Origin of the sequence: Pseudomonas solani (genome assembly GCF_026072635.1) — a bacterium.
GTDB lineage: Bacteria > Pseudomonadota > Gammaproteobacteria > Pseudomonadales > Pseudomonadaceae > Metapseudomonas > Metapseudomonas solani.
This window is the reverse complement of sequence record NZ_AP023081.1, coordinates 5,299,299-5,316,883: the sequence shown is the minus strand read 5'-3', so window position 1 is coordinate 5,316,883 and position 17,585 is coordinate 5,299,299. Positions and strand designations below refer to the sequence as shown.

Genomic DNA, 17,585 nt, shown 5'->3' with positions numbered 1-17,585 from the left:
TAGTTGGCCAATTGCTCGCGCTTGGCCGCCAGCAACGACTCGCGCAGGTCGTCGCGGCTCAGGTCGCGCAGTTCCCGGGCCTGGGATACGAACAGCCAGGCGCTGATCGTGGCCAGCGCCAGGACCGGCAGCAGGGCCAGGAGGAGGATCTTCTGCCTGATGGATAAGCGATTCATCCCGTCATTCCCTCTGTGAGTGTCGACGGGGCCTTCTAGCACGGTGGAATCCTGGACGACGGAGCGCTGCCCGAGCCCGTCATCGTCGCCAGGAAAGGACGCAGGCGCTCACGCGAGCAGCAGGTGCACGGCCTGGCCGTGGCCGGGCGCGAGGGCGTGGGCACAGGCTCACGAAGGGTTCGCACCCGTCCTGCCCCCGGGGCCGGCATGCCCCTACGACGCAATCACCGGCAGGCAGGCGGCTCGCGGGTCAGGTCCCCTGGATCGCGCTCCACACCTGCGAAAGCCCCACCAGGTGCAGCCCGCCCAGCGTCAGGCAGATGGCCGAGCTCCACAGCCAGAAGGCGGCGCTGCGGCCCAGCCCGCGCTTGACCAGCAGCAGCCCGCCGAGCCCCCGCAGCAGGTACACCGCGGTGACCAGGCACAGCACCGGCCGTGTCAGGGGAAGTGGCAGGCCGAGCCCGGCCAGCAGCGCGTAGAGCGCCCAGAGCCCCAGCACCGTGGCGATGGCCAAGGTGACCAGCGTGGCCACCGGGCTGCCGGCCTCAGCCAGGCGCGCCATGCGCTCACCGGCGCCGAAGAACCGATACCAGGGCGCGCCATAGCGGATGCAGCCCAGATGCAACAGCGCGGCGATGGCGCTCAGGGCGCCACCGGCCAGCAGGAAGGGATTAGGGAAAAGGTCGTCCATGGCGAAGCTCCTGTGTAGAGGCCCGCCATTCTGGGGGCCCCAGGCCCCATGCGCCAGCAGCCGGGCGCACTAGCTCGCGAAGCGCCCGAGCCGGTACGCCTCCAGCCCCGCCATGGCCTGCCCCTGGGCCAGTTGGCCGATGTACTCGGCGGTGACGGCGGCCTGGGTCAGCCCGAGGTGCTGGTGGCCGAAGGCGAGCAGGACGCGACCCTCGCCCACCCGGTCGATGATCGGCAACGAGTCCGGCAGCGAGGGACGGAAGCCCATCCAGGGGCTGGCGCCTGCGGTGTCCAGCTCGTCGCGGAACAGCCCCTGGCTGAGGCGGTGCAGCTGCCAGGCGCGCTCCATGTTGGCGGGGCGCACCAGGCCGGCGAACTCCACGGTGCCGGCCAGGCGCAGGCCGTCGGCCAGGGGCGTCATGATGAAGCGGCGCTCGAGCGAGGTGACGGCGAAGGGCAGCCGGCCGTGCTCGTGGGGCAGCATCAGGTGATAACCGCGCTCGGTGTCCAGGGGCACCTGCTTGCCCGTGAGGCTGGCGGTCAGCGGGGCCGAGTGGGCGCCGCAAGCCACCAGCACCTGGCGCGCCTGCACACTGCCTGCATCGGTGCTCAGCGCCACGCCATCCGCGAGAAGATGGCCACCGTGCACCTGCTGGCGCACGAAGCGCACGCCCAGCCCTTCGGCGGCCGCCGCCAGTTCACGAACCACCCGATGCGGGTCGATGAAGTGCCCGGTGCGAGGGAAGAACAGCCCGCCGCGTATGCGCTCGCTCAACTGGGGCGCCGCCGCGTGCACGGCGGCGCCCTCCCAGAACTCCAGCGGCACGCCCTGCCCGGCCATGCGCGCCTGCACCTGCTGCAGCGCCCGGCGGGATTCCTCGCGCTCATACACCAGCAACGAACCGTCCACCTTGAGCAGGTCGGGGCGCTGGATGCTGGCCAGCAGCCGTTGCCAGGCCTCCAGGCTGGCCTCATTGAGCCCGCGCAGGCCGGCCACGGTGCGCTGGAAGGGCGCAGCGCGCAGGTTGAGCAGCAGGCGCAGGAACCAGGGCAGCGCCTGGGGCAGGTACTTCCAGTCGAGGCGCAGCGGGCCCATCGGGTCCATGAGCATGGCCGGCAGGCGTGTGAGGATCGACAGGTCGGCGATGGGGAAGACCTGCTCGGTGGCCAGGTGCCCGGCATTGCCGAACGAGGCGCCCTGCCCCGGCTCCTGCGGATCCAGGACCCGCACGCGCTTGCCCTGCCGCGCCAGTTGCAAGGCGCAGGCGACGCCGATGATGCCGGCGCCGACCACCGCGATATCGATCGCGTCCGAAGCGGGATGATTGCCCATGGCGCTACGCCTCCCGCTGGCCATCGAGCAGGCGGCGCAGCTGCAGCGGGTTGCCCTGCCGGAGCGCCGTGGGCAGCAGCGCATCCGGGAAGCCCTGGTAGCAGACCGGCCGCAGGAAGCGCTGGATGGCCGCGGTGCCCACCGAGGTGCTGCGGGCATCGGAGGTGGCCGGGAAGGGGCCGCCGTGAACCATGGCATCGCACACCTCGACGCCGGTGGGCCAGCCGTTGACCAGCACGCGGCCGGCCTTCAGCTCCAGGGTCGGCAGCAGGGCCCGGGCGGCGTCGTGGTCCGCTTCGTCCAGGTGCAGGGTGGCGGTGAGCTGGCCTTCGAGGTGCTCGGCGATGGCGCGCACCTGCCCCGCACCCCGGCACTGCACGATGAGCCCGGCGGCACCGAAGATTTCCGCCTGCAGCGCCGGGTCGGCGAGGAAAGCGTCGGCCTCGGTGACGAACAGCTGCGCCTGGCAGCGGTTGGGTCCATCACCCGGCTGCCCGCTGGCCACCCGGCGCACCTTGGCGTGGCGGGCCAAGGCGCCGACGCTGGAGGCGAAGGCATCGAAAATGCCCGGCGTCAGCATGGTCTGCGCCGGGCTCTTCTCCAGTTGCCCGGTGGCGGCGGCGATAAAGGCATCCAGCGCCTCGCCCCGCTGGGCGATGAGCAGGCCCGGATTGGTGCAGAACTGCCCGGCGCCCTGGGTCAGCGAGGCGACGAAGCCTTCGGCCAACGCCTCGCTCCGGGCGTGCAGGGCAGCAGGGAACAGGAACACCGGGTTGATCGCGCTCATTTCCGCATACACCGGGATCGGCTCCGGCCGCGCCTGGGCCGCCTGGCACAGGGCCAGGCCACCGCTGCGCGAGCCGGTGAAGCCGACGGCCTTGATGCGCGGGTCGCTGACCAGGGCGATGCCCACCTCGTGGCCGGCACCGTACAGCAGCGAGAACACGCCCTCGGGCATCGCGCAGCGCTCCACTGCGCGGGCCACCGCCCGCCCCACCCACTCGCTGGTGCCCGGGTGGGCGACGTGGGCCTTGACCACCACCGGGCAGCCGGCCGCCAGCGCCGAGGCGGTATCACCACCGGCCACGGAGAAGGCCAGGGGGAAGTTGCTGGCGCCGAACACCGCCACCGGCCCCAGGGCCACCTGGTGCTGGCGCAGGTCCGGGCGTGGCAGGGGCTGGCGTTGCGGCTGGGCGCTGTCGACCCGCACGTCCAGCCATTCACCGGCGCGCAGGGTGCGGGCGAAGGTGCGCAACTGCTGGCAGGTGCGGCCACGCTCGCCCTGGAGGCGCGCCAGGGGCAGGCCGGTTTCAGCCACGGCGCGCTCGATCAGCGCATCCCCCAGCGCCTCGACTTCTTCGGCGATGGTGTCGAGAAACGCCGCGCGCGCCGCTGGCGAGGTTTCCCGGTAGGCGGTGAAGGCTTCCCAGGCCAATGTGCAGGCCTGTTCCACCTGTGCCGGGCTGCCGCCCGGGTAGGCGGGTTCCAGCACGGCACCGGTGGCGGGGTCGATGGCACGGATGGCCGTGCCGCGTCCGGCCACGGCCTGGCGGCCGATCAGCATGTTGCCTGTGAGTGTCATGGTGCTTCCTGTTGTGCGGGGCGCCGCTACGCAGGGGCTGCGCAGCGGCACCTGGGTCAGACGAGGTTCTGTTCCACCGACCAGCTGGCGTACCACTGGCGGAACAGCGCGTACTGCTGCTCGGCGTAGCGACGCTGGGCATCGCTGAGGGCATCGCTTTCGTTGAAGTGCAGGCTGTATTCGCGGTCGCCGTTGAGCACCATCAGGTACTTGTAGAACAGCACCAGGTCGCAGCCCTCGTCGAAGGACGAGAGCACATCCAGTGCCTCGCTCAACTCCAGGGCCAGGCGCCGCGCGCGGGTGTCGCCGGCAGCGGCCTGGCGGCTCAGGGCCACCAGTTGCAGCACTTCGCGGGGCAGCACGTTGCCGATGCCGGTGATGGTGCCGGCGGCATTGCAGTGGACGTAGCCGTGGAACACCTGGGTGTCGACGCCCGCGACGAGGATGACCTCGTCGTCGCGGGAGGTGATGTGTTCGGCGGCGTAGCGCATGGCCTCGGCGCCACCGAACTCCTTGAAGCCGATCAGATTGGAGAACTGGCTGCGCAGGTCGAAGAACAGCTCAGCGCGGGTGGAGAAGCTGTAGTAGGGGCTGTTGTAGATCACCGAGGGCAGCTGCGGCGCGGCGCCGAGCACGGCGGCGAAGTGCGCCTTCTGTGCGGCAGGCGAAGCCGCGCGGGAAAGCAGGCGCGGGATCACCATCAGGCCCTGGGCGCCCACCTTGGCGGCGTGCGCGGCGTGGGCGACCGCCTCGCGGGTGTTCACCGCGCCGGTGCCGACCACCGTGGGCACGCCGGCCTGCACCAGGCGCGCCACGCCCTCCTGGCGCTGGGCCTCGCTGAGCAGCGGCCAGTCACCCATGGAGCCGCAGTACACCACCCCGCTCATGCCCAGCTCGACCAGCTCACGGCCCTTGGCGACCAGGGCGTCGAAGTCCGGCTGGCGGGCGGCGGTGCAGGGTGTCATCAGGGCGGGGATGCAACCGGTGAAGATGTCGTGATTCATGGTTCTGCTCCTTGGTGCAGGGGAATGGAGAGGCATGCGCGGGTTCAGATGCCCCACGCGAAGGGGTCCTGTTCGTCGATGAGCAGGACGCAGTCGGCGGTGATATGGGCGCGCCCGGTGATGAAGGGGCGGATGCGCTCGCCCTCCCACTCGTAGCGGCCCTCGAAGCGGCTGCCGGTGATGCCGGCCTGGACCCAGGTCTCGCCCGGGGCGAGCTTGCCGTCGGCCGCCAGGCACGCCAGCTTGGCGCTGGTGCCGGTGCCGCAGGGGGAGCGGTCGTAGGCCTTGCCCGGGCACATGACGAAGTTGCGGCTGTCGCCGTGTTCGTCCTCGGCGAACAGCTCGACATGGTCGATCAGCGCGCCGCCTTCGCCCTGGATGCCTTGCGCCTCCAGGGCCCTGAGCATCGCCCAGGTGAAGGCGGTGAGGGCTTCGACGTTGTCCAGCTGCAGGCGCTGGCCGTGCTCGGCCACGAGGAAGAACCAGTTGCCGCCCCAGGCGATATCGCCCAGGAAGGTGCCGTGGCCGGGCACCTCCACCGGCACCTGGGTGCGGTAGCGGTAGGACGGCACATTGCCGATGGTCACGCGGCCATCCTCGTGGAGGGTGGCGCTGACGGTGCCCACCGGGGTGTCGATACGATGCTCGCCCGGGTCGATCAGCCCCTGGTGGTGCAGGGAGACCACCAGGCCGATGGTGCCGTGCCCGCACATGCCGAGGTAGCCGGCGTTGTTGAAGAAGATCACCCCGCAGGTGGCGCCGGGCGACAGCGGCGGGCAGTGCAGCGCCCCCACCAGCACATCGTTGCCGCGCGGCTCCAGCAGGCAGGCGCGGCGCCAGTGGTCGTGGTGCTCGCGCAGGCTGTCGCGCTGCTCGGCCAGGGTGCAGCCAGCGGGTTCGGGGAAGCCTTGCATCACCAGGCGCGTGGGTTCGCCGCCGGTGTGGGAGTCGATCACATGTATGCGCTTCATGGGCGGTTCCATTCAGGGAGACAGGTGGGTGGCCGGGGCGCTAGGCCGCCAGCCGCTCGATATCGTCCAGCAGGGTTTTCGCCACCCAGACGCCGTCACGCGCGCTGCGCTGGCGGGCATCGAAGCGACGTTGCGAAGGCAGGCGTGCGCCCTGCCCGGTGATGGCGGCGAACAACTGCTCGGCGCGGCGTTGCCCCTCCTCCAGGGCGCCGCCGAGGAAGCGCGCCGGGTCGAAGGCCAGCAGCAGTTCGCCATGGCAGGGCGTGGCCCCGGCGGCGGCATCGAAGGCCAGCGATTCGGCGCTGGTGAGGTCGCCGATCAGCGCGCCGGCCATCAGCTCGATCATCGCCGCCAGGGCCGAGCCCTTGTGGCCGCCGAAGGTCTGCATGGCGCCTTCCAGCACGGCGCGGGCGTCGGTGCTGGGCCGCCCTTCGGCATCCAGGCCCCAGCCCAGGGGAATGGGCTTGCCCTGGCGGGCGTGCAGCTCGATGTCGCCCCGGGCGATGGCGCTGGTGGCGAAGTCGAAGACGAAGGGTTCGCGCCCCGCGCGCGGCCAGGCGAAGGCCAGCGGGTTGGTGCCGAACACGCCCTGGCTGCCGCCCTCCGGCGCCACCCAGGCGTGGCTGGGGGTCATGGCCAGGCCCACCAGCCCTTCAGCGGCGATGGCCTCCACCTCCGGCCAGAGCGCGGAGAAGTGGAAGCAGTTGCGGATCACCAGGGCGGCGACGCCCAGCTCGCGGGCCTGCTCCACCAGCAGCGGCAGCCCGGTCTGCAGGGCCAGCAGCGAGTAGCCGCGGTGGGCATCGACGCTGACGATGGCCGGTGCCGGCCGGCTCAGGGTCGGCCGGGCGTTGGGGTCGACCTTGCCGGAGCGCAGCGAGTGCACGCACACCAGCACGCGGTAGAGGCCATGGGAGTGGCACTCGTCGCGCTGCCCCTGGGTGATGGTGTCGGCGATGGCCCGGGCGTGATCCTCGCCCATGCCGTTGCCGATCAGCGTGCGCAGGGCCAGGTCATGGACTTGCTCGAGGCTGAGGTTGATGAGCTCGCTCATATCCGTACTCCTTCTTGCGGCTATCAGGACAGGGCCTGGCTGGGGGCCGCGGCCGGTCGCAGGCCCTGCTCGGTGTCGGCGGCCTCCTCGCTTTCATCCTCGCCACTGAGGATGATCAGCTCGGCCGGCACGCCCGTGGCCGCGCCCCAGTAGTAGATCGCGGTGGCGCAGGCCGCCACGGCGAGGGTGTCGAAGGGGTGGGCCAGCAGGCCCAGGCCGCCGAAGCTGCCGAGCCAGGAGAGCAGCAGGGTCACGGCGTAGAAGCCGATCAGCCAGGCGGACGAGCGCACCTGCTGGGCCAGGCTCAGGTGCTCGGTGGGCACGAAGCGGCGGCACAGCAGGTAGATGACGAACATCAGGATCTGCAGGCTGAGCAGCCAGGACACGGTGTTCCAGCCCGACCAGTAGACGATCAGCGCGGCGATGACGAAGGACAGCGGCCCCATCACCGCCATGCCCCGGACGCGGAACGGCCGCGGCATGCCGGGGGCGTTGCGCCGCAGCGCGGCGACGGTGACCGGGGCCACGGCGTAGCTGAGGATCAGCGCCGCAGAGACGACATTGATCAGCGCCTCCCAGGAGGGGAACGGCAGGGTCCAGAACACCGACAGGCCGAAGGTCAGCCACAGCGCCGGGCGCGGGATGCCGGACTTTTCATCGATGCGGGTGAAGAGGCGGAAGAAGGTGCCGGTCTGCGCCCAGCCGTAGATCACCCGTGGCGTGGCGTTCATGTAGATGTTGCCGCAGCCGCTGGGCGAGACCACTGCGTCGGCCACCACCAGGTAGGCCAGCCAGCCCACGCCGAGCACCAGGGCGATGTCGCGGTACGGCAGGGCGAACTCCTTGGAGATGCCGGCCCAGCCGTTGGCGAGCATTTCCGTCGGCACGGCGCCGAGGAAGGCCAGTTGCAGCAGCACGTAGATGGCGGTGGAGAGCAGCACCGAGAGGATCAGCGCGATGGGGATGGTGCGCTGCGGGTTCTTCACCTCGCTGGCCACCGAGATGATCGGCGTGAGCCCCAGGTAGGCGAAGATGATGCCGCCGGCGGAGACCGCCATCTCGATGCCCGAGAGGCCGAAGGGGGCAAAGCCCTGGGCCTGGAAGTTCTCCGGCTTGAAGAAGGCGAAGAGCACGCCGATGACCAGCAGCGGCACGATGAACTTGAACACGCTGACCAGGTTGTTGGCCCGGGCGAAGGTCTTCACGCTGCGATAGTTGAGCCAGAAGAACAGGCACAGCAGGCCGAACTGCACCAGCCAGCCGCTGAGTGTCGGGTTGCTCGAACCGGCCTCGGTCAGCCCCGGGAACCAGGCCGCGGCGTACTGGCGGGAAGCGACCACCTCGATGGCCACCAGGCTGGAGAAGGCGATCAGGGTGATGAAGCCCATCAGGTAGCCCAGCAGCGGGCCGTGGGAGAACACCGGGTAGCGCACCACGCCACCGGCACGGGGCAGCGCCGCGCCCAGTTCGCAGTAGATGATGCCGAGCAGCAGCACGGCGAAGCCGCCGATGAACCAGGAGATGATCCCCGCCGGGCCGGCGATGGCGGAGACGTGGCTGGCGGCGAACAGCCAGCCGGAGCCGAATATGGCGCCCAGACCGATGAAGGTCAGGTCGGTCAGCGACAGCTGTTTCTTGAACTTCCCAGACATGGCGTAGCCTTCTTGTGCGTTATTGGATGGGCTGGAAGATCACGCTGCGGTACCGCTGCGAAAGACGATCCGGGCACTCCCGGCCCTTCGTCCACCGGCGCCATGCCGCATGCGATAGCCATAGAGTGGACTGGCCAGGTGGTGCGGGGCTTGATGCTTTTCCCCAGCTCCGATGACGAAATCAGCACAATGGAGCGGGATGGCACGAGGCCGCTCGACAGCCACTCCGGGCTGCGGCACTCTCCTGCCGGTCAGGCTTCGAACGAGGTGAAAGGCATGGTGCGAAGAGCACTGGCGGCACTGGCCGCGATAGAGCCCCAGCGCCGTCCGGCATCCCTGGACGAACTGCTGGCCAGCGCCGATTTGCTGTTGCCGGTGCTGGATGCGATTCCCAATGCGGCGGTCTTCATCAAGGACACCCAGGCCCGTTACGTCCTGGCCAACCGTACCCTGGTGCAGCGTTGCGGCCTCAAGCAATTGCAGCCGCTGCTGGGCAGGACCAGCGCAGAGGTCTTCCCCGCCCAGCTCGGCCCCGGCTACACCGAACAGGACCGCCGCGTCCTGGAGAAAGGCCAGGTGCTGGAGGACCAGCTCGAACTGCACCTCTATGGCAGCCGCGAACCCGGCTGGTGCCTGACCCACAAGCGCCCACTGCTGAGCCGCAGCGACGCCATCATCGGCCTGGTGGGCATCTCGGTGGACTTGCAGTCGGCCGCCACCGCCCACCCCGCCTACGCGCGCCTCGCGGAAGTGGACGAGTACATCCGCCAGCACTTCCACGAGCCCATCACCCTGGACACCCTGACCCGCATCGCCGGGCTTTCGGTCGCCCAGCTGGAGCGCTACTGCACCCGCGCGTTCCAGCTGACGCCACGGCAGATGATCACCAAGGCGCGCCTCGAACACGCCCATCGCCTGCTGCAGACGGAGTTACCCATCACCGATGTCGCCCTGCAATGCGGCTACACCGACCACAGCGCCTTCAGCCGCCAATTCAAGCAACTCACGGGCTTCACGCCCCGGCAATACCGGCAGGCGATGGGTGGCGGCACCTGAGAACGCCCGCCGCTGGCTGTACCGAAGGTGGCGGGCCTCAGCCCTCCTCCCCCAGCAAGGTGCGCAGGGTGCGCGCCGGGTTGGCGAGGAAGCCACGGCTGACCTGCACGTGCTCGGTGTCGTCGTAGGCGGTGAGCGTGAAGCCCTCCGGCCCGCACTGGTAGATCCAGGCGTCCGGGTAGGCCATGAGGATGGGCGAGTGGGTGGCGATGACGAATTGCGAATCGTCCTTCACCAGGTCGTGGATGCGCGCCAGCATGGCCAGCTGGCGCTGGGGCGAGAGCGCCGCCTCGGGTTCGTCGAGGAGGTACAGGCCCTTGCCGCCGAAGCGGTTCATCAGCAGCGCGAGGAAGGATTCACCATGGGACTGCTCGTGCAGCGAGCGGCCGCCGTAGGCGTCGATCACCGGCGGCGCCGGAGCCGGCTCGGCGTCCAGGTGCTCGATCTCGGTGGCCAGGTTGAAGAAGCTCTCGGCACGCAGGAAGAAACCGTCCCGCGCGCGGCGCACGCCCCGGCTGACGCGCAACGCGCGGTGCAGCTCGGAATGGGAGGCGCGGGTGCCGAAGTTGAAGTTGCGCGTGCCGCCTTCGGGGTTGAAGCCCAGGGCCACCGCCAGGGCCTCCATCAGGGTGGACTTGCCCGAGCCGTTCTCGCCCACCAGGAAAGTCACCTTGGGGTGGAACTCCAGGCGCTCCAGGCTGCGCACCGCCGGCAGGACGTAGGGGTAGCGGGAGAAGGAGTCCACCTTGTCCCGCTTCAGCAGCATCTCGATCAGGTAACGCGTGTCCATCGGCGGGGTCCTTGCTCCGGGGCGACCATCCTAGAGCCCGCCGGGCCCGCCGTCACTCCGGCCGTGGCGTGCTCGCGGTGCTGGCCGGCAGGATCGGGTAGCTGACATCCGGCTGACGCCCCGATAGCCCGTGGAGGAAGGCGGTGATCGCGGCCACTTCCTTGTCCTTGAGTTCGCGGCCCAGCTGGCTGTTGCCCATGATCGCCACCGCCTCCTTCAGCTCCCAGACCTGGCCGCTGTGGAAGTACGGTGCGGTAAGGGCGATGTTGCGCAGGGGCGCGGCGCGGAATACGTAGGCGTCGCTGGAGGTCTTGGTCACCGCGAAGCGACCCTTGTCGCCGATGGGCAGGATGTCTTCGGTGGGCTTGCGCACCAGGCCGAAGGGGAAGTACGCCTGGCCGCCGAGGTTGACACCGTTGTGGCAGGCGCTGCAGCCGCTGTCGATGAACAGCGCCAGGCCTTCCTTCTGCTGGGCGTCCAGGGCCTTGTCATCCCCGGCCAGGTAGCGGTCGAAGGGCGAGTCCGGCGTGGTCAGGGTCGCCTCGAAGGCCTCGATGGCCAGGGCCATGTTGTCGAAGCTCACCGGTTTCTCCGCCTTGGGGAAGGCGGCGGAGAAGGCCGCCACGTACTCGGGGATGCTGGCCAGGGTCTGCTCCACGCGCTCAGGGGTGTTGTTCATCTCCACGCTGGCCTGGATCGGGCCCTTGGCCTGGGCTTGCAGGTCTTCGGCGCGGCCGTCCCAGAACTGCGCGGCGTTGAACACCGCGTTGAACACCGTCGGTGAGTTCCGCGGCCCTTTCTGCCAGCCGTGGCCGACCGAGGTGGGCACGTTGTCCGCCCCGCCGGTGCCGATGTTGTGGCAGGTGTTGCAGCTGATGATGTGGCTGCGGGAGAGGCGCGGTTCGAAGAACAGTTGCTTGCCGAGGGCGATCTGCGCCTCGGTGAGCGTGCGCCCCTGGGTCTGCGAGACCGTGGCCGGCACCGGCTTGAACAGCGCAGTGGCCTTGTCGCGCAGGGGATCCGCCGTGGCCTCCCAGGGCAATGCCGCTGCGAACGTAAGACCACCGAGCACTAACATCTGTATAGGGCGCATACGGGTGACTCCTCAGGCTTTCTTCTGGTTTGCCTCAGGAGAGTTCAGCCAGCCACCGCGCTTCTTGATTTGCATCAAGAGGCCGCCGCAAGCGCAGCGGTGCGATTGTCGCAGCCGGGGCTGTCGGCGCCTCGAGCCAGTGGATAGACTCCTCCCCCATTGCGGCCCCAGCACAAGGATGTTCGATGCGCTCCCCCCTCAGCCTCACCCCGGCCCTGCTCGCCTGCGCCCTGCTCCTCACACCGCTGGCCCCGGCCTCCGCCGCCATCTTCAAATGCAAGGCCGCCAATGGCGCCACCCAGTTCTCCGACCGCCCCTGCGGCACGGCGGAGAACCAGGAAGAGATCGCCCACGAGAGCCCCGCACCGCCAGCTCCCAGCAGCACGGAGCAAACCGGCAAGGCCACCTTGCCGCTGGACGATATCCAGGCGAGCTACGCGGCGGCCGAGCAGGCCAACCCGCCGCTGCTGACCCTGGCCGACCTGCAGGGCACCTGGTCGGACCTGGACTTCGACTCGCCCCTGCGCGGCTATTGGGTGTTCGGCTCCAGCACCGTGCGCATGGACCGCAAGGGCATGGAAATCCGTGATCGCGTGAAGATCACCGTCCGCTTCAGGCTCAAGGGCAATCTGCTGACCTACATTCATGAGCCCGATTCCTTCCGCAATAAGCGCTGGGAAGAGAAGGTCGTGATCGAGCGCTACGAACCTGGCCGGCTGATCGACTTCGGCTCCGTGGTGCTCTATCGCGTCAGGTAGCGCATCGCCCGGCTACGCTGAACCCAAGAGTTTTCGAGACCGCCTCATGAAAGGGCTTTTCACCCGCTTGCTGCTCAGCGCCGCGCTTGCCATCCAGGCCGCAGGCGCCGCCGAGCTGCGCCTGCTCACTGACAACCACCCGCCCCTGCATTTCGAGCGCGATGGCGAGCTGGTGGGCTTCGCCGTGGACCTGGTGCGCGAACTCGCCCGAGAGACCGGTGACAGCATCCAGCTGGAGCGCCTGCCATTGCTGCGTGCCTTGGTGATCGCCCGCGAAGGTCCGGACGTGGCCGTCTTCACCATCCTGCGCACCCCGGAACGCGAGGCCGACTACCGACTGGTGGGCCCGGTGCTGGAGGTGGAAACCGCGCTCTACGCCCTCGCCGACCACACCCCCGCCATCGCCGGCCTGGACAACGCGCGCAAGGTGCAGCACATCGCCATGCCGCGCAAATGGCTGGTCTACCGCCGACTGCAGGAAATGGGCTTCACCAACCTCTACGGCGTCGACACCCCCGAGCAGATGATGCGCCTGCTGCGCCTGGGCCGCACCGAACTGGTGGCCGCCGACACCCTCAGCGTCGCCACCCTGGCCCGCGAGGAAGGCCTCGCCCCGCAGCAATTGCGCTACGTGGCGCCGGTGATGCACCAGGGCAGCTACATCGCCTTCTCCCGGCAGACCGATGCCCAGGTCGTCGCCCGCTGGCAGCAAGCGCTGGAGAAGGTGCGTGCGGATGGACGGCTGGTGAAGCTGGAGCGGAAGTGGCTGGGTGGGCCGAGGTAGCGTCATTGGCCCCCACCACCCGGCGTTGCCGGGTGGATATGCAGGGAACCGGCATCGACGCGCTCGTCGCGTCGCAGCACAGTCAGGGCCCAATCATCGTCCAGTACTTCGCGCCCCACTGACGAAGGGGTGATCTCCCGTATGCCCTTGCTCTCGCTCGAGAGCGTCCAGCCAATGCGTTCGGCGGGTATCACCAGGCCGCGGGGATGCAGCAGGTAGAGATAAAGGGACGAATGGTCCGGCCCGTACCTCTTCACCATGCGAACTTCACTGCCCTCGAACGGGAACCTGTACACCTCAGCGTCCGGCACCGTTTGCAGCGCCTGCAGCAGCTTGGCCGCGCGCGCCTCCGTGCGGTGGGCCGCCAGCGCCTGGTAATAGGCGTATACCGCGCTCGCCCGGCAGTAGCGCGTGCCGTTGTAGAAGAACCATGTACTGCCCGAGGTATCACAGGCCAGCCCCTGGTTGAACCAGGCATTGGCCAGCAGCCTGGCGTCCTTGCTGCTGTCGATCAGCGCCTGCCCGGCCTGCAGCGAAAGGCCAAGATCGCCATCGCGCAGCGCCACCAGGGAGAGGTCGCTCAGGGCACGCTCGTTATGCGGCTGGATATTGATCGCCAGGTTCAGCTTGCGCAGCGCCAGCTTCAGATCGCCTGCGCCATAGGCCTTCTCGCCCTCCAGCACCAGCCGCTTGGCACGCGCCTGCAAGGCCTCGTCCGTAGGCGGCTGCAGCAATGCTTCGACCTCCGCCAACTGGGCCGGGGCGATGTTCGGGTTTGGCTCCTCGGCATTCGCCGCGGTGTATCGGTTGAGCCAGTCCAGCGGCGTACTCCCCTCCTCCCCCTCGCGATGGGCCTGGATGAAGGGCTCGGCCCCGTTGTTCACCAGCAGCCTCACCAATGCTGGCGAGGCGTAGCGTGCCGCATAGTGCAGTGCGGTCATGTTGCGGGTGGTGATGCTGTAGTAGCAGTCGTCCTCGGGGATGACGGTCACCGCATTGGGGTTGGCGCCCTGCTCCAACAGGATGCGCGCGGACTCGGGCTGGTTGTAATGGGCGGCGTACATCAGCGCCGTCTTGCCGAAGGCGTTGGCCTGGTTGACGTCGGTGCCCCGCTCGATCAGGTACTCGAGCGCCGCGGGGTATTCGATGGCGATGGACAGGTCACGGACCTGGCCTTCGATGGCGCGGATTTCGTCCATGGGGCGATGGGCGAGGATGGCGTTGCGCAGGGCCAACTCGGAATCAGGGAAGAAGCGGTTGCGGTCAGAGGAGGAGAACCCCATCCCGCTGCTGATGGCCGACTGCAAGGCCATGCTGGACATCGCCTGCGCCTGCTGTGGCGACCAGCCGAAACGCTGCTTGTAGAAGCCCGCCACAGCCTTAATGGCCTGGTCCATTTTCGCCTGGTAGTCCTGCGTCGCCCGGTATTCCAGTACACCCGTGGCGGCCCAACGCTGCAGGGCCACAAGGTTGAACGCATAGGGCGCATCACCGGTGCCAGACAGGCCACGGGCCCAGGGCCGGTAATACACCTCAGCCGTGCTCAATCCCCTCTTCTCGTCCCTGAGCCAGTTCGGGGACAGGCTTCCACAGCCATAGCCATAACCCCGGCTCCACCCGGACGAAGCGTGCGACAGCTCCGACAAGGCTCGCCTCACCTCGGCCGGCACGTTGCCGGTCAACGCCGATCCGTCGGGGATCACACGGATACGGCAGGCATTGCCCCAGCGCAGGTCGCCCTGCAGTTCGTTTATTTCGAGCGTGCCAGGGTCGTCGTCGCTCTGGCTGGCGATGCTGTAGAACCCGCCCTTGTCACGCCGAAACAAACTCAGGTGGCGCGCCGGCGACGGCCCCTGCTGCGCCAGCCTGCTGAGTTCGTCCCATCGACCGGCATCCCGCAGGGCCTCCCGGGAGGCCACCACCTGGTAGCGCTCACAGCCACCCCCGCACCCGGGGTGGGTATAGGTGTTGAATACCAGCGGCCCCTGGCCGTCGTTGAGCTGGGCAGGCGTGCCATACACCGCTTCGAAGCCACGCATCGAGAAGTCGGCCCAGCGCCCACGCGTGAGGAAGTACGCCTTCGCCTCCTTCAACGCCTGCTCACAGAACGCCCCCTTGCCCTCGACCAGGGTCGGGGTGAACCAGGTTTTATGCGGTACCGGAGGGACATATCCTTCGGCAGCCTGGACGGCACCGAACAGCAACATCAGGGAAAGGCAAAGCAACGACTTGAAGCGCATGGAACACCTTGTACTCGGAAACATGCTCAGGACTGAGCACTCATATGAACAAGTGGGCATGCTTGTGCCTTCGATCAGTACCGGGGTGAACCAAGGCCTGACCAACACAGGGCGTGCAAGCTCCTCAGCGGCCTTTGTGGCGCCAAGCAAGAACATCATGGGACGGTAAAACAGCAAGCGGTGGCGCATCGAACATCCTTGTATCGGGGGCTTGATCAGGGCCGCTGTATAGCGTTTTCGGCCCTGGGCCGGCAATGAATCAGAACAGCCGTCTGGCATCACGCGTCCCGGCTCCCGTCTCATCCTCCTCGGTCAGCACCTCACCACAGTTCGAGGCCGCAACGCTCCATTGGTGGTCGACCAGGCCGCGGTCGAAGGACTCCCGCCATTCCCAGTATTCGCGGCGCTTTCTAGCCAGGTAGTCCGGGTGCGGCTCGCCGGCATGCGCACTGTCGCAGCAATCCGTATCGAGGAAGGTGTAGCTCACGCGATAGAAGTGCCGACCGAAGCCACGGAACCGTTCATAAAGGCTCGGGCTGTAGTCCAGCTTCGCCGTGGCGACCGGGTCGAGCCTTTCTACGCGGCGGGTATCCAGGAGGCTGGCGCTGCCTGAATCATCTTTCCGATAGCTCACCAGCACGTAGGGCTCATGCAGGCTACGCGGGTCGAAGCCGGGGCGCCGCGGTGCAATCGGCTCGATGGAAAAATTAGCCTCGAACGAGCGGTCGTTGTGCGAGAACGCCTCCATGAGCGCCGGGAAGTCATAGCGCGGCGGATTGCGGATGACACCGGTCTTGAGCTTCTGCCCACCCAGGTACTCGTCATGGGTGCGGCTGTTCTCCATTGCCAGGCGCACCAGGTTGCGCAGCAAGGCCTGGCGATGCTCCTCGGTGCTGAGGGCACGATCCACGGCCATGCAGATGCCCCCATCGAGGCGCTGGACTCGATACAAGGAATAGGCGGCAAGTGACAGCAACGGCACCAGCGCAACGGCCAGTGCAGCCGCAAGTAATCGCTTTCCGAATCGGTTGTTTGAAACTGACATTGATCATCCTTGACTGCATGTAAAGCGCCGGCTCCTGCCAGCACATCGAAACCGGTCCTGTGGCAACAGCCGGGACAGGTGGATACCGAAGGTCTATCACTCGATGTCTTCCACTTCCCGACGAACTTCCCTCATGAACCGCCTGGCCCGATTGCTCCCGCTGGCTCCAGGCTCATCGACCTAGTGGAGGCAATTATCACAGAACAGCTGGATCCGCCTGAGCCCCTGAGTGCGCGCGTCATTCAACTCCACCTGGCAAGCCTTTAGAAACAGCGCATGCTGGTTCTCCGGGTCACGATAACCCCGAGCCCCCACCGACTGGACGGCACATTCGCGGCGGCGGAACTCCAGCCAGGCATGTTGGGCCGCATCAAACAACTGGAGGTCCACCTTCAAACGAGTGCGGATACCTTGCACCGTCGCATTGAGTTCATCTTCTGAGCGTTGATAAAGCGGCTCGACGCACATCACCACCTGATCACTGCTCAGGTTAAAGCAACCCGCAACCTCACCCCCAGCTTCCTCGGCCTGCACGCTCCCGCAAACCGCGAATACAAAAGTGATCAACGTCGTACGCATATCCATTCGCTTGGAGCTCCTCAATGTGCAAATCCTTCTCATGAATCAAACTCGCGACGTCGCATCAATTCTGGATAGCGCCCACTTCCCTGCGGACCGTTTCCATGATCACGTGCCAATTCACCAAAGCGCTGTACTCGAAGAAGACCCGAACCTGCAGCCCTGAGCCCAGGTAGTAGTACGCTCTGCAATGACCGTTTCTCAGGACTGGGTCCTTTGGCCAGGCCACGCTGCAAAAGAACTCCCTGCCATTCCCGCGCGGCCCATCTGACGGCACATAGACATAGGTTCCAGAGTATTCAGCCTCTGCAGCAGGCCCTTTCAGTGGGTACTCCGCAAGGCCCAGCGCTGGGCGAACGATCGGCGCCTCGGCCCTCTCCTTCTCACCCTCGAAATAGGATTTCCCGTTGGGGTCTCCCATTCTCGAAATCTCGACCCTGATCCTGCTGTCCCGAGCGGTTGGAACGGGGTTTCCCTTGTGAAGCCCTGCCTGGTCGATGAAGAGGTGCAAGGTCAGTTCATCGGCCTTGCCCGGACGAATGTCTCCAGCCGAATAGACATCGAACTCCAAATCACTTGGCACTCGAAACGGCACACCGCTGACCTCGACCCTGTTGTCCCCGCCTTCGACCAGTCCGTGCGCCGCTCGGTACTCGGGAGTATGGGTCGCGGGCCTTTCCTTTCCGCATGCAACCAATGCGAAGCAAATAAAAAGCATGAGCAGGCAGGTGCCACGCTCTCCACTTCCAACATTCCGGGCAAGCAACGCTGTCGTCAT

16 protein-coding genes are annotated in these 17,585 nt (G+C 67.5%); 3 read left to right on the top strand and 13 right to left on the bottom strand.

From position 1 onward, the window contains the following. Positions 1 to 426 precede the first annotated feature (426 nt). The 7 genes from PSm6_RS24275 to PSm6_RS24245 all read right to left on the bottom strand — a co-directional run bounded on the left by PSm6_RS24275 (position 427) and on the right by PSm6_RS24245 (position 8,462). Positions 427 to 867: a hypothetical protein gene (locus PSm6_RS24275; protein WP_021220722.1), complete on the bottom strand. Its 441-nt coding sequence runs from the start codon at positions 865 to 867 to the stop codon at positions 427 to 429. Positions 868 to 936: 69 nt separating this feature from the next. Beyond that, the gene (locus PSm6_RS24270) at positions 937 to 2,199 is read right to left on the bottom strand and encodes an NAD(P)/FAD-dependent oxidoreductase (protein WP_265168456.1); all 1,263 of its coding nucleotides are present in this window, start codon (positions 2,197 to 2,199) and stop codon (positions 937 to 939) included. Positions 2,200 to 2,203: 4 nt separating this feature from the next. Beyond that, positions 2,204 to 3,781 carry an aldehyde dehydrogenase (NADP(+)) gene (locus PSm6_RS24265; RefSeq protein ID WP_265168455.1) on the bottom strand — a complete coding sequence of 526 codons (1,578 nt, stop codon included), beginning with the start codon at positions 3,779 to 3,781 and terminating at the stop codon, positions 2,204 to 2,206. Positions 3,782 to 3,837: 56 nt separating this feature from the next. Further along, positions 3,838 to 4,785, bottom strand: coding sequence for a dihydrodipicolinate synthase family protein (locus PSm6_RS24260; RefSeq protein ID WP_265168454.1), 948 nt, complete (start codon positions 4,783 to 4,785; stop codon positions 3,838 to 3,840). Positions 4,786 to 4,829: 44 nt separating this feature from the next. Continuing rightward, on the bottom strand, positions 4,830 to 5,756 hold the full coding sequence (locus tag PSm6_RS24255; protein WP_265168453.1) for a 4-hydroxyproline epimerase: 927 nt from the start codon (positions 5,754 to 5,756) through the stop codon (positions 4,830 to 4,832). Between the two features lie 40 nt (positions 5,757 to 5,796). Next, a complete protein-coding gene (locus PSm6_RS24250; RefSeq protein ID WP_265168452.1) occupies positions 5,797 to 6,810 on the bottom strand; it encodes an Ldh family oxidoreductase in 1,014 nt (337 codons plus the stop codon). Positions 6,811 to 6,833: 23 nt separating this feature from the next. Then, entirely contained in the window at positions 6,834 to 8,462 is a 1,629-nt protein-coding gene (locus PSm6_RS24245) for an APC family permease (RefSeq protein ID WP_265168451.1), read from the bottom strand. Between the two features lie 276 nt (positions 8,463 to 8,738). On the opposite strand from PSm6_RS24245, the gene PSm6_RS24240 reads away from it, so the two are divergent. Continuing rightward, positions 8,739 to 9,518 carry an AraC family transcriptional regulator gene (locus tag PSm6_RS24240; protein WP_265168450.1) on the top strand — a complete coding sequence of 260 codons (780 nt, stop codon included), beginning with the start codon at positions 8,739 to 8,741 and terminating at the stop codon, positions 9,516 to 9,518. 37 nt (positions 9,519 to 9,555) lie between these two features. Here PSm6_RS24240 and PSm6_RS24235 read toward each other — a convergent pair whose 3' ends face one another. Further along, on the bottom strand, positions 9,556 to 10,308 hold the full coding sequence (locus PSm6_RS24235) for an AAA family ATPase (RefSeq protein WP_021220730.1): 753 nt from the start codon (positions 10,306 to 10,308) through the stop codon (positions 9,556 to 9,558). 52 nt (positions 10,309 to 10,360) lie between these two features. Further along, entirely contained in the window at positions 10,361 to 11,401 is a 1,041-nt protein-coding gene (locus tag PSm6_RS24230) for a cytochrome-c peroxidase (protein ID WP_265168449.1), read from the bottom strand. 185 nt (positions 11,402 to 11,586) lie between these two features. Here PSm6_RS24230 and PSm6_RS24225 point away from each other — a divergent pair, with 185 nt between their 5' ends. Together PSm6_RS24225 and PSm6_RS24220 are read left to right on the top strand one after the other, a co-directional pair. After that, positions 11,587 to 12,159 carry a DUF4124 domain-containing protein gene (locus PSm6_RS24225; RefSeq protein ID WP_265168448.1) on the top strand — a complete coding sequence of 191 codons (573 nt, stop codon included), beginning with the start codon at positions 11,587 to 11,589 and terminating at the stop codon, positions 12,157 to 12,159. 46 nt (positions 12,160 to 12,205) lie between these two features. Further along, complete coding sequence (locus tag PSm6_RS24220; RefSeq protein ID WP_043245304.1) at positions 12,206 to 12,943, top strand: substrate-binding periplasmic protein; 738 nt, start codon at positions 12,206 to 12,208, stop codon at positions 12,941 to 12,943. 2 nt (positions 12,944 to 12,945) lie between these two features. Here the strand turns inward: PSm6_RS24220 and PSm6_RS24215 are convergent, their stop codons facing one another. The 4 genes from PSm6_RS24215 to PSm6_RS24200 all read right to left on the bottom strand — a co-directional run bounded on the left by PSm6_RS24215 (position 12,946) and on the right by PSm6_RS24200 (position 17,585). Continuing rightward, the gene (locus tag PSm6_RS24215) at positions 12,946 to 15,183 is read right to left on the bottom strand and encodes an ankyrin repeat domain-containing protein (protein WP_043245306.1); all 2,238 of its coding nucleotides are present in this window, start codon (positions 15,181 to 15,183) and stop codon (positions 12,946 to 12,948) included. Positions 15,184 to 15,442: 259 nt separating this feature from the next. Beyond that, the gene (locus tag PSm6_RS24210) at positions 15,443 to 16,228 is read right to left on the bottom strand and encodes a hypothetical protein (protein WP_148304331.1); all 786 of its coding nucleotides are present in this window, start codon (positions 16,226 to 16,228) and stop codon (positions 15,443 to 15,445) included. Positions 16,229 to 16,408: 180 nt separating this feature from the next. Beyond that, positions 16,409 to 16,813: a lysozyme inhibitor LprI family protein gene (locus PSm6_RS24205; protein ID WP_043245311.1), complete on the bottom strand. Its 405-nt coding sequence runs from the start codon at positions 16,811 to 16,813 to the stop codon at positions 16,409 to 16,411. A gap of 58 nt (positions 16,814 to 16,871) precedes the next feature. Next, positions 16,872 to 17,585 carry a hypothetical protein gene (locus tag PSm6_RS24200; protein WP_148304332.1) on the bottom strand — a complete coding sequence of 238 codons (714 nt, stop codon included), beginning with the start codon at positions 17,583 to 17,585 and terminating at the stop codon, positions 16,872 to 16,874.

Coding starts and splice junctions, on each gene's coding strand:
- PSm6_RS24275 (WP_021220722.1), bottom strand. CDS start 867: ATGGACGACCTTTTCCCTAATCCCTTCCTGCTGGCCGGTGGCGCCCTG.
- PSm6_RS24270 (WP_265168456.1), bottom strand. CDS start 2,199: ATGGGCAATCATCCCGCTTCGGACGCGATCGATATCGCGGTGGTCGGC.
- PSm6_RS24265 (WP_265168455.1), bottom strand. CDS start 3,781: ATGACACTCACAGGCAACATGCTGATCGGCCGCCAGGCCGTGGCCGGA.
- PSm6_RS24260 (WP_265168454.1), bottom strand. CDS start 4,785: ATGAATCACGACATCTTCACCGGTTGCATCCCCGCCCTGATGACACCC.
- PSm6_RS24255 (WP_265168453.1), bottom strand. CDS start 5,756: ATGAAGCGCATACATGTGATCGACTCCCACACCGGCGGCGAACCCACG.
- PSm6_RS24250 (WP_265168452.1), bottom strand. CDS start 6,810: ATGAGCGAGCTCATCAACCTCAGCCTCGAGCAAGTCCATGACCTGGCC.
- PSm6_RS24245 (WP_265168451.1), bottom strand. CDS start 8,462: ATGTCTGGGAAGTTCAAGAAACAGCTGTCGCTGACCGACCTGACCTTC.
- PSm6_RS24240 (WP_265168450.1), top strand. CDS start 8,739: ATGGTGCGAAGAGCACTGGCGGCACTGGCCGCGATAGAGCCCCAGCGC.
- PSm6_RS24235 (WP_021220730.1), bottom strand. CDS start 10,308: ATGGACACGCGTTACCTGATCGAGATGCTGCTGAAGCGGGACAAGGTG.
- PSm6_RS24230 (WP_265168449.1), bottom strand. CDS start 11,401: ATGCGCCCTATACAGATGTTAGTGCTCGGTGGTCTTACGTTCGCAGCG.
- PSm6_RS24225 (WP_265168448.1), top strand. CDS start 11,587: ATGCGCTCCCCCCTCAGCCTCACCCCGGCCCTGCTCGCCTGCGCCCTG.
- PSm6_RS24220 (WP_043245304.1), top strand. CDS start 12,206: ATGAAAGGGCTTTTCACCCGCTTGCTGCTCAGCGCCGCGCTTGCCATC.
- PSm6_RS24215 (WP_043245306.1), bottom strand. CDS start 15,183: ATGCGCTTCAAGTCGTTGCTTTGCCTTTCCCTGATGTTGCTGTTCGGT.
- PSm6_RS24210 (WP_148304331.1), bottom strand. CDS start 16,228: ATGTCAGTTTCAAACAACCGATTCGGAAAGCGATTACTTGCGGCTGCA.
- PSm6_RS24205 (WP_043245311.1), bottom strand. CDS start 16,813: ATGGATATGCGTACGACGTTGATCACTTTTGTATTCGCGGTTTGCGGG.
- PSm6_RS24200 (WP_148304332.1), bottom strand. CDS start 17,585: ATGACGACAGCGTTGCTTGCCCGGAATGTTGGAAGTGGAGAGCGTGGC.